Genomic DNA, 11,659 nt, shown 5'->3' on the forward strand with positions numbered 1-11,659 from the left:
TTTTTCTAAATTCAATTTATTTTATCTCCAATAAAATTCTTCACTTCATCTAAACTAATAGGTTTTGAAAAATAATATCCTTGAAATAAGTCACAACCTATTTCAACTAAAGATTCAAACTGCTCTTTTGTTTCAACCCCCTCAACAACTATTTTAAAATTAAGTTCATGTCCTATGTCCTTTATACTATTAATAATCCCATATTCATTTTGATCGGCATCATCTAATATACTCTTATCTATTTTTAATGAACCACCTTTAAATTTTTTTAAATATGAAAATGAAGTATATCCTGTACCAAAATCATCTAAAGACAATTTAAATCCTAAAAGTTTTAGTAAATTAAGATTTCTTATTGAGGCTTCTTCCTCCTCTATCATTACAGATTCTGTTATTTCTATACATATATTTTCACATCTTATACCATTCTTTTCTACTATTTCCTTAACCTTGTATGCAAAATCTTTTTCTAATAGTTGAATTGATGAAACGTTAATATTTACAACAAGGTCCTTATTCTTTTTAATAAGCTCTTTTACCTCAAAACATACAGTATTAAATATCCAATCCCCCAATTTTATTATATCTCTGTTATTTTCTGCAACACTTATAAATTCCATAGGTGGTACAAATCCAAGATTCTTGCTATTCCACCTTATTAAAGCTTCTAACTTTCTAACCTTTTTATTTTTATCAACAATAGGTTGATAAACCATAAAGAACTCATTTTCATCTATAGCTTTACTCAATTCCATAGATATAGTATCTTTTCTTTCTATCTCCTTGTACACTTTATAATCAAAGAATGCTAATTTATCAAAAACTCCTTTTTTCTTGTTTGTGTACATCATATAATCACTTTTTTTCATCAAAGTTTTAAAGTCTTTTCCATCCCTTGGATAAATAGCTACTCCAGCAGAAAAGGAAACTTCTAAATTGTAATTAAGAAATTTCTTATCCTTAAAAGTTCCTAATATATTTTTTTCATAAAAACCTTCTAATTCTTTATTATTTAAAAAGTTTTTATATAGAATTATAAATTCATCCCCTGATATTCTTGCCAAAGTTCCCCTCTTACCAATAGCCTTTGATAGCTTTTCCGCAAATACCTTTAAAAAACTATCTCCTACCCAATGTCCATAAACATCATTAATATTTTTAAATTTATTTAAATCTATAAATATTAATGCAAAGCTTTTTTCTCTTTCAACTTCTTTATGAAAAATCTCCTCTAATCCCTTTCTATTTGGAATCTTTGTAAGTGGATCAAAAAGTATATATTCCCTTGCCTTCTCATTAATAGCTGAATCAAAGGCATTTACAATAAAGTCTAACTGATTAAATCCCTTTTTATCTTCAAACTCTTTTTCATCATATTCATTTAATTGTTTTAAAAGTTTTTTTAACTTTGAGATATTATTTAAAAGAGGATTTAAAGCCTTTCTTTTAATTATTTCGAAGGAAAAAATAGTAAATAAAATGAATATTAAAAGCATTAATTCATTAGATCTATTTACATCATTCATCACCTTATAAATAAGCGTATTTTTCTTATCAAAATCAAACACTAAATTTTTTCTTTTAACAACAATCTCTTCATTATTTTCATTTATTTCTTCAAAAGTTCTTATCCCCTCTTTATGGTTATAATACTCTCCATCTGGAAGTTCAACATATATTGTTACTCCTCCATTTTGTTCATAAAGCTTTTCCATATATTCAGTAAATGCATCCATATATGCATTTACTAAAACACATCCTATAATATCCCCCTTTTCATTTTTTATAAATGATATTATAGATACAGTTTCTCTATTGTTATATAAATCTTTATGTATAGATGTAATAATTACATTCTTTCCCTTAAGAGTCTCCTCATATGCCTCCTTAAACCAGGGTCTACTTTCCATATTAAATTTAGCATAATCCCCCTTACTACTATAAAGTTCATCCGCCCTACTATCTACAACATCTATGGATTCTACAAAACTTGTAGCTGTTAGTAATCCTTGAGCATGTCTAATGCTTTTTTTAATTTCTTCTTCTTTCTCACTGTAGTTATTATCGGCTTCTATCAATTCTATTATCTTAGGATCACTTGCAAAATCCTGTACTAACACTTCAAGTCCCTTAAAAGTATTCTCTGTTAAACTCTCTGTTTGCTCACTATTGTTTATACATACTTGCTCAGTTATATTTCTTACAATATTTCTAGACCATAAAAAATCTAATATAGTCAAAGAAATTATCAATGCCAAAATTAAACCAAAAAAAGTCTTCAATGATCTTTCTATTTTCAAAAAGCTTCCCCCCTCAACCCCCAATTATCCTTGTCTATTTTCAAACATTATTAACACTTTATTGATATTATTATATCATTATCCCTCTCTAAACAACTTATACCCTATATTTCATATTTTTAAAAATTAAGGTAAAAATATAAAAAAGGAGAATTTTTTTCTTATTTTTTATATATAATGTCATAATTTAATCAAATATTTTGCTTTATATTTAAATATTTTTCACTTATTTTTTATTTAGCTCTGTTTTAGTTGAATGCTATTTATACTATAAACTTAGATAGATTAGATATGACAAGGATGATTTTAAAATCATAAAGTAGCTACTCAGCCCACTCACCACCAATGAAAAGCTTAGAAATGAAGTTATCATTTTTTCTTATGAATACTTGGATTTAATATATAGTAATGTATTATTAATAAAACTTATTAATAATATAGAGCCCACCTAAAAAACTTTAAAAATTAAGCAATTACGCAGAAAAATTTGCCTTAATAAAGAGATTTCTTTGACTATCAGTCCTTCTTTATCTTGGCAAATTTCTCATAGTAATTGCTATAAATTCTTAGTTAAACTCATTAAATTTCATAATATTTGATTTTCACTTAAAATTAAGTTAGGTCTGAAGTTTTAGTTAAAAATCAAAACGCCTCTAAAACAGAGCCTTATCAATCCTTATATATAGTTGAATTTTTTACTACTCCTCAATTGATGAAGTAATCCTCTTTAAGGGTCTTTCATTTGTTGAAGATGAACTTCCATACATATACTCAGTTCTATATTTCAGTACACATATTAATCCAAATATAGATGTTATTGCTTCAGCAAATGGAATTACTAACCACACTCCAGTTACTCCAAATATATATGGCAGAACTATAATTCCTACTATAAATAGTACCAATGTTCTTAAAAATGATAACATAGCAGATATCTTTCCATTAGAATATGCTGTGAACATACCTGATGTAAATATGTTGAATCCACTAATCAAAAATCCTACTGAGAATATAGTAAATCCTTCTAAAGTTATATTAAAAATACTGCTTCCCTTTGGTGAAAAGGCAGCTATTAGATTTTCTGAAATAAGATTTGATATAACAAAGGATAATACTGCAAATATTCCTATGGTTATATAACTATATCTTACTATCTTCTTTAACTGCTCCTGATCTTTACTTCCATAGCTATAACTTATACGTGGAGCTACTCCAGATGTAAATCCTATATATGCTGAATTTAATAGTAGCTCTGCATATAAAACTATTGTTATTGATGCTACTCCATCCTCTCCTAAAAACTTAATCATAACTATATTAAATAAGAATGTTGCTACTGCTGCTGCTAACTGAGTAACCATTTCTGATAATCCATTTATACAGCTATCTTTTATTAGAGAAAAATCTAACTTAGGTTTTACAAAATGAAGTATATTCTTCTTTTTATAGAAGTAGAAAATTCCTATAATAGCTGGTACAACATATCCTATTCCTGTTGCAATGGCTGCACCTGATATTCCCATACCTAATTCAGCTATAAAAATATAATCAAATATTATATTTAATATTCCTCCTATTATAGAAGATACTAAAGCTAACATAGGCACTCCAGCTGTTACTAAGAAGTAATCAAAATACATTTTTAACATTACAAATGGTGAGAATAATAGCATTATAGCTAAGTATGCATAACAGTCCTTAAATAATAAATCAGTTCCTCCTAATATTCTTATAATGTCATTTATAAATATAAAAGATACTATTGCTATAACAGTTCCAATTATCAAAAGAGTAACAATTAAAAGTGAAAAAGTTTCTCTAGCCTCTTTTATATTCTTTTCTCCCATATATTTAGCTACAATAGCACTTCCTCCTGTAGCAAACATAACACTAACCCCTGAAAAAAATAATACTATTGGTATTACTATATTTAAAGAAGATAATGCATTAGCTCCAACAAAGTTAGATACAAACACTCCATCTATAATTGTGTATAATGAGAAAAAAATCATCATTACAACTGTTGGTAAGGTCAATTTCATAAGTGTAAAAAAATTAATCTTTTTATCTAAATAGTTTTTCATATAATACTCCTTGAATTTTTATTTCTTTTGACATAGAATATTCTAAAGTATTACCTAAGGGCATAGTCAACAAGGAGTTTTTATTATGGATAAAGAAAATAAAATGTATTTCACAACTGGAGAAATCGCAAAGCTATATGATATAAGCAAAAAAACATTATTTCACTATGATAAGATAGGATTATTTAAACCTGAAAAGGTTCTTCCTAATGGATATAGATACTACTCTCACTACCAGCTTGAGCTATTAAATGTAATATGTATTTTAAAAGATATAGGAGTACCGCTTTTAGATATAAAGGAGTTTATTGATAAGAGAAACATTACTAACAGTATAGAATTTCTAGAGTTAGAATCACAAAAAATTCTTAATGAAATAAGTCGTTTAAATAGAATAAATAACATAATATCAAATAAAATTAATATCATAAATGAAGGTAAAAAGCATACTGATGAAATCTTTATGGAAGAACAACCAGAAGAATATCTTATTTTAAGCGATGAAATTAATATAAGCACAGAGCTTCTTGACTATGATCTTGAAAATTATAGTGAAATAATTAAGTACTGCAATGAAAATAGCCTAGATGCTGGATATCCTGTAGGAAGTCTTATGAGCAAGGAAAATCTTCAAAACAATATTTTTAATGAGTACAGTTACTATTTCATCAAGGTTGATAAATTACCTCCCAACGACAAAAAAGGATTAGTTAAACCTAAAGGACTATATGTTGTTGGATATTCTCACGGATACTATGACAAAATCATTGATATGTACCCTCGCTTAATAGAATACATAAAGAAAAATAACCTAACTATTGTAGGTAATGCCTACGAACAAACCTTAATAGATGAAGTTTCCATCAAAGATATAAATAACTATGTAATTAAAGTCTCTATAGAGGTAAAGTAAAAATTAACACTTACCTAAAAAAGAGCTTTAAAATAACTTACTATGAAACCTGCAAACAAACTCTATTTGCAAAGGTTCTAAGTTATTTTAAAGCTCCTAAAACTTTATTTTAAAATATACTTTTTAACTATTTTATCTAATGACTCTAAAGTGTCCATCTCACTTTCCAAGTTCACTGCATAAACCCTAACCTTCTTATTTTTTTCCTCATCTAAATACCAAGACTCCAAATACTCCCCCTCTTCACCCTCTATTTTCTCATTATAAGGATAAAGCAATATTACTGTGCTTACATTTTTGTATCTGGTTAGATAAGCATACATTTGGTAAAGATCCTCTCTTTTAACTCCATGCCTATTGTAACTGCTTGATATTCTCTTCCACTTAGTATCTAAGATTATGCTTTCCTCTCCATTCTTTTCAATAACAATATCAGGTATCAATTTAAATACACCTTTATTGGTTTCCTCATTTATTAAAAGCTTATATTTTGAATGCTGCATATGAAGAGTTTCCTCTTGAATTAACTTTCCTAAAAGCTTTCCTATATAAAGTTCAAAGACTTCATTCATCTTAAATAGAATTGAATATGCCTTACTATCTCCCAAAGTTCCAAGAGATGATTCCCCTAAAACCAGCATTTTACCTAATGTAAAAGCTTCTTCAAACCTTTCATTAAGCCTGTTGAATCTATAGTTCTTCACATCATTTAAAGTAATGTTTCTTTCATCCACATCCCCTAAAATACTTTGAGAAAATTTAAGAAGCTTTAAGGTCTCCTTGTTTTTTATCTCCCTAATAAGACTTTTAATGAAATAGCTAAATATTCTATTTAACTTATTATCCTTAGAAAACTCCTCATACTTACAGAAAGCCTTTGGTGTACAAGAAGCCATATTTTTAATCTGTTCATTAAATAAAAGACTTCCCTTTAAAGAATTTCTATTTTCTTCAATATTCACATACTCTAAATAAATACCCTTGCTTAATTCTCTCTGTAGTTTTTTGCTAAATAAATAAGCCAAAATCTCATTTAAACTTTGCTTATATAATCTTAAGGAACTTATTTCTGAATAATTAATCTTCAAAATGCCACATTTAGAAAGCATATTTAGTAAGGATTTTCTTTCAAAATCAGGGTTATTTTTATTTATACTTATCTTGGGTAGTATTTCTATAGAAACCGTTGAAAGTCTTATATATCCTACATAGTTTATAAACCTTATGGTATCCTTGCCCCAAATTATGTTATCCTTATTTAGCTTTTCAGAAAGAACATAGTTATAAAGCTCATCAGACTCTTTTTTACTTATTACCTTCTCATAGTTATACTCATCATAAAAAGTTCCTTCTTCATATTCATGAAAGCCATTTTCCTTCTCAAAGCTCTCTTCATACAAGACAGTCTCCTCTTTAATCTCTTCCTTAATATCCTCTTCTAAATCCTTTTCCTTTTGAAAAAACTCTTTTCTCTTACTAAAATCATCTTCACCTTTTAAAGGCTCTTCCTGAAAATCCTCTTTTAAATAAACATCAAAGTTATTAGAAACTTTTTCTCCTAAGTCTCTTGCTTCTACCTCTTCTTTAAACTCTTTTGTTCTCTTTAAATCTTCTTTCTTACTTCTTATATTTATAAAATCATCTACAATCCTAAGTGATTCATAGCACTCCTGAACAACTATATGTCTCATATCTCTATTCCTCATCTTTATAAATATTAAAGAAGGATTCCTTTTCTGGATTCTCCACTATAGAATACTTATACTCTTCTCCATAAGACTCTACTCTCATTCCCTTAAATAGTTTCCTTACATCAATGCTTTTCTTTTCTATAAACCTGTTAGATTTACCTGCTTTACACGCTCCTCCAAGAACTAATTCTACCTTTTCCCAATCTCCATAGAAATACTCTTGTATTAAAGGAATAACCTTATTTTTCATTATGTAAACTAACTCTTCAAAATCAAGATTCTCCTTTAAAAAATAAGAATGTCCAATAGTATGTTCTCTATCAAATAAATATTCAATTCTTTCATTAATAACTCTTAAAAACTCTCTCACATTGATTCCTTCAACATCCTCTGGTAAAAGCTCTTCCTTAGGCATATATTCAAAGAACTGAAATCTTCTTCTTAAGGCAGTATCAAGTAAAGCTATGGATCTATCTGCTGTATTCATAGTTCCTAATATGTACAAATTCTTTGGTATTCCAAATCTCTCATTGGAATATGGAAGAGTAACCTTAAGCTCATTTTTCTCTCCAAGTCTCTTATCATCCTCTATTAATGTTATAAGTTCCCCAAAGATTTTAGATATATTTCCTCTATTAATCTCATCTATAATAAGTATGTAATTCTTATTGCTATTTAATGCCCTTTTGCAAAGTTTTTTAAAGATACCATCTTTAGGAACAAACCCTGTTCCACTCTCATTACTACGTAAGCCCTCCACAAAGTCCTCATACCCATAGGATTGATGGAATGTACAAAACTCTATTTGTCCATACTCTAAAAGCTTGTTAAATATTTTAACCGCTTCATCCCTTCTATGCTCATCATTTATTAGATTCTTATACTTTTTAAAGTCAATGATTTCTAGAGCTCTATTAATAGTATTAAAGGTTTTTCCTGTTCCAGGAGGACCATATAGAATTTGATTTTTAACTTTAAGAATATAAGGCTTTTCCTCTAAATAATCCTCTCTTTTACCCTCACTAACTCTCATTTCCTCTTCATAAGATAAAGAATACTCTCCTTCAACAGCTAAGTCATAGTAAGGCTTAAGTTTCCTAACTGTATTTTCAAAGAAGTCTCTTATTTCCTCTTTACTCATTTTTTGAGCATCTTCATAATATAAGCTTTTTCCAACTTGAAGTTTTAACTCTTTTCTCTCTTTTACATCATGTATTAAAGCGCTTATATCCTCTGTTTTTCCTCGCTCCAAATAACTATAAGGGCTATAATTATCCCAGTACTCAAGATCACCATTATCCTCATCTAATTTATCTAGAAATCTAAAATGTCTAATATAATCAACTTCATCACTTTTTAAATCCTTAGTTTCTAGAATTATTCTAAATCTAAGCTTATTTCCCTCATCAATTTTATCTGCAAATAAGGATATACTTGTAGATAAATTCAACTTTTCTGCATTTTTAAGCTCAATCCAAAGATAATTTCTAACTCTTGTTACTCTTGAAACTACTAGCCACTTTGATGCTCCTGCCTTTTCATAGTCCAAGCCATAAACTCCAAAGGACTCTGCAATACTCTTAAATTTATTTAAAGCTTTCTTTGCCTCTTCTCTTAAATTAATATACTTATTCCTATCTTCAACACTCTCTTCATTTTCTGGATTCTTATATTCTTCTCCTGCATACTTCTTCAAAAACTCTAATATGCTTAAATAATCTTCCTTACTTAAATTACTCATATCCTTTGAAATAAGCCAGTCCATTTTCCCCTCTCCTTTCTTCCTTAGTATCTATCACCTTCAAAATTTATTTTCATAATATTCCGTTTACACTCTTCTTCATACCTACTTCTATTATATACCTTTATTACCATTAGTCATTTGAAAATTTCTCTCTACTTTTAAAGCATAATTAGGGATGTATCAAAACTTATATATAAATTTAATATCCAACTTATATGTTATCTTTTTTTATGTATAACTCTAATATGAAACTTATTTATATGAGCTTTCTATATTTATAATCAAGTATTATTCTATATATCTTTGTATCATATGTCCTCGAAATTAATTACTTCTTACTTAATTGCATTTATTGCATATTTATATACATCACTCTTAAGTATCACTTAAGTTCTATTTTCAATAACTTAATTCATCTTTTATCTGTATTATTTTTCATTACTTACTTTATAATTAAATACATTTTTCCCATTTGTTCAATAGTTTTCTCTACTTTTCCTAAAGATATTAATTAATTTAATAAATAACCCGTTTAAGCTAAATAAATTTGAATAAAAAAAGGATTGGAAAACCAATCCTTTTTTTATAGCCTTTATAAAGCTGAGTATTACTAATATATACCTAAAATACCTGACCTTTATATTTAATATTAATATACTTTAAAATATTAAATCTTAAAGTATCAATTTTAAACTTACTATATGGTTTTAAAGTTTTAAGTATATTATAAATAAAAATTCTAAGAAAAGAATAATGTATATAGTCCTAATAATATTGAAACTACTACTATTATATATGCAATATTTGACTTTTCAGGCTTTTTAATATTAAAAATAATTGCAACTATTGATAAAAATCCAAAAGACCATGCAACTAGCTGTTCAGTTAAAAAGTTTATTGGCAAGCTAGTTGCGTTAAGATAAGCAATACACATTGACCATGCAGCTAAACAATAAAATATTATATTTTTCGCCTTTTTATTTTTTAAAAGATAAAGTAAAGAAATTCCTACTATACTTACTACCATCATGACAATAAATAATATTAATAAATATCCAAGAGCCATAATTCCCCCTCCTTTATAATGTGTTTTTCTATATCTTTATAATAACCAAAATTTCTGTATTTTTTAGTTATATAATTCTAAAGAATTCTAAAGATTATATAGGAAGTTTTATCTCTATTTTATATATTTTATTTGTTATACTATAGTCCACTTTCCCATTATAGCCTTCTACAATTTTTTTAATGTTCTTAAGTCCTATTCCATGACTCTCAACATTTTTATTTATTTTGTCCTTAATAATATTTGTTTGAATAAATGTAAGAATATTATTTGTAACAAATATCTTAATATCTACTTTTTCATTATTATTTGCATATTTTATAATATTTGAGTAAAGATTATCAAAAATCCTAGCTATATCCTGAGCATTAACTCTAATTTCAAAATTAATTAGTCCAAGATTATCTATTTCCACACAAAAATCATTATCCTCTAAAGCATCAGTAAACTCACTAATAAATTGTTCAAACATTAACTTTCCTTCAAGAATAGAAGATTCAAGAGAATTATTATTTTCAGTGTCTGTGTTTAAAAGTAAATTTGTTAACTCTTGTATTTGATAGGCTTTGTTTTGTATTATTTCAATATAATTTTCAAGCTTCTCATTACTATCATAATTTTTATTTTTTATAAAATCTGAATAAGATATAATAGCTGTAAGCGGTGTTCTAATATCATGAGATAAGGATCTAATCAACTCTTCTTTTTCTTTTTTTAGCTTCTCTTCATTTTCCATATGGTTTTGTAATGCAACAGAAAAACTATTAATATTATTAGCTAACTCTGAAAGTTCATTATCTCCTACACTATTTATTCTAAAGTTTAAGTTTCCACTTTTTAAAATCTGTATAGATTTAGTTATATATAAAATGTAAGATATTTTTTCACCTAAAAAAAATAAAAAAAATACGAAAAATATTATTAATGTAGCTAAAATACAAATTAGCTTTAACCAACTCAAAAACCCTGGATCTGATATAGAGTATGCACTATAATACCCATTTTCAACTAACTTTTCTGCAAAAGAAGTAGCAGTATAATAAAGAAAAGCAAAGCTAAAGCTTGCTATAACAACAGATGTAAGTAAGTAACCTATAAGTTCTAACCCCAATTTAGGTATTTTATATCTATTAATCAATATAATATCCCTTTCCCCAAGCTGTTTTAATATATTTTGGATTTCTTGTATCACTTTCTATCTTTTTTCTTAAATTCTTAATATGAACCATGACAGCACTATCTCCAACTACTTCTTCTTGCCATATGCTGTTATAAATGTGATCAATTGAAAATATTTTTTTACGATTAGTAATCAATAATTCTAAAATTTTATATTCAGTATGAGTAAGAGATATATTCCTTCCCTCACATATAACAGTCTCTGTCTCTGTATCAACACTCAAATCTTTAATCTCTATTTTAGATGATTTAATGTTAACTTGAGGTTGATATACTTGATAGCGTCTAAGTAATGCTTTTACTTTAAGCAACAATTCAGAATGAGAAAATGGCTTTGTTACATAATCATCTGCACCAGCTGAATATCCTATTGTCTTATCAGAGTCTTGAGAATAAGCTGTTAAAAATAAAATAGGTACAAATGACTTTTTTCTAATCTCAGTACTTATGATAAACCCAGACTTTCCTGGCATATCTACATCTAATATAACAATATCTACAGTATCATCTAATTTTTCAAGTGCTTCATCACCATCTTTAGCAGCAATTACATTATACCCCTCTCCAGAGAATAATATTTCAAGTATTTGTCTAATATCATTATCATCATCTGCAATTAAAATTGTATTTTGTTGTTTCCCTGGCATATTCTAAACTCCTTAACATTTCTTATTTTTTATAA

Annotated in this window: 8 protein-coding genes; 1 reads left to right on the plus strand and 7 read right to left on the minus strand. The window is 27.2% G+C overall.

Translation table 11 applies throughout. The features are described from left to right. Positions 1–11: 11 nt before the first annotated feature. Both OIF33_RS08660 and OIF33_RS08665 read right to left on the minus strand, forming a co-directional pair. Entirely contained in the window at positions 12–2,300 is a 2,289-nt protein-coding gene (locus tag OIF33_RS08660; RefSeq protein ID WP_322503847.1) for an EAL domain-containing protein, read from the minus strand. Positions 2,301–2,998: 698 nt separating this feature from the next. After that, positions 2,999–4,384: an MATE family efflux transporter gene (locus tag OIF33_RS08665; protein ID WP_322503848.1), complete on the minus strand. Its 1,386-nt coding sequence runs from the start codon at positions 4,382–4,384 to the stop codon at positions 2,999–3,001. An 85-nt stretch (positions 4,385–4,469) separates the two neighbouring features. On the opposite strand from OIF33_RS08665, the gene OIF33_RS08670 reads away from it, so the two are divergent. Beyond that, entirely contained in the window at positions 4,470–5,297 is an 828-nt protein-coding gene (locus OIF33_RS08670) for a MerR family transcriptional regulator (RefSeq protein WP_322503849.1), read from the plus strand. A 104-nt stretch (positions 5,298–5,401) separates the two neighbouring features. Here OIF33_RS08670 and OIF33_RS08675 read toward each other — a convergent pair whose 3' ends face one another. The 5 genes from OIF33_RS08675 to OIF33_RS08695 form a co-directional block, all read right to left on the minus strand. Further along, entirely contained in the window at positions 5,402–6,988 is a 1,587-nt protein-coding gene (locus OIF33_RS08675; protein WP_322503850.1) for an McrC family protein, read from the minus strand. A gap of 4 nt (positions 6,989–6,992) precedes the next feature. After that, positions 6,993–8,753 carry an McrB family protein gene (locus tag OIF33_RS08680; protein WP_322503851.1) on the minus strand — a complete coding sequence of 587 codons (1,761 nt, stop codon included), beginning with the start codon at positions 8,751–8,753 and terminating at the stop codon, positions 6,993–6,995. Positions 8,754–9,471: 718 nt separating this feature from the next. Continuing rightward, a complete protein-coding gene (locus tag OIF33_RS08685; protein WP_322503852.1) occupies positions 9,472–9,798 on the minus strand; it encodes a hypothetical protein in 327 nt (108 codons plus the stop codon). Between the two features lie 94 nt (positions 9,799–9,892). After that, a complete protein-coding gene (locus tag OIF33_RS08690; RefSeq protein WP_322503853.1) occupies positions 9,893–10,936 on the minus strand; it encodes a HAMP domain-containing sensor histidine kinase in 1,044 nt (347 codons plus the stop codon). Further along, positions 10,929–11,624 carry a response regulator transcription factor gene (locus tag OIF33_RS08695; RefSeq protein WP_322503854.1) on the minus strand — a complete coding sequence of 232 codons (696 nt, stop codon included), beginning with the start codon at positions 11,622–11,624 and terminating at the stop codon, positions 10,929–10,931. Before OIF33_RS08695 ends, OIF33_RS08690 begins: the two co-directional genes overlap by 8 nt. Between the last annotated feature and the right edge of the window lie 35 nt (positions 11,625–11,659).

The organism is Clostridium sp. LIBA-8841 (assembly GCF_034439435.1).
Taxonomy (GTDB): Bacteria; Bacillota; Clostridia; order Clostridiales; family Clostridiaceae; genus Sarcina.

Excerpts from the sequence above, each read along its gene's own strand:
- OIF33_RS08680 (WP_322503851.1), bottom strand. The coding sequence starts at position 8,753 with ATGGACTGGCTTATTTCAAAGGATATGAGTAATTTAAGTAAGGAAGAT.
- OIF33_RS08695 (WP_322503854.1), bottom strand. The coding sequence starts at position 11,624 with ATGCCAGGGAAACAACAAAATACAATTTTAATTGCAGATGATGATAAT.
- OIF33_RS08670 (WP_322503849.1), top strand. The coding sequence starts at position 4,470 with ATGGATAAAGAAAATAAAATGTATTTCACAACTGGAGAAATCGCAAAG.
- OIF33_RS08675 (WP_322503850.1), bottom strand. The coding sequence starts at position 6,988 with ATGAGACATATAGTTGTTCAGGAGTGCTATGAATCACTTAGGATTGTA.
- OIF33_RS08665 (WP_322503848.1), bottom strand. The coding sequence starts at position 4,384 with ATGAAAAACTATTTAGATAAAAAGATTAATTTTTTTACACTTATGAAA.
- OIF33_RS08685 (WP_322503852.1), bottom strand. The coding sequence starts at position 9,798 with ATGGCTCTTGGATATTTATTAATATTATTTATTGTCATGATGGTAGTA.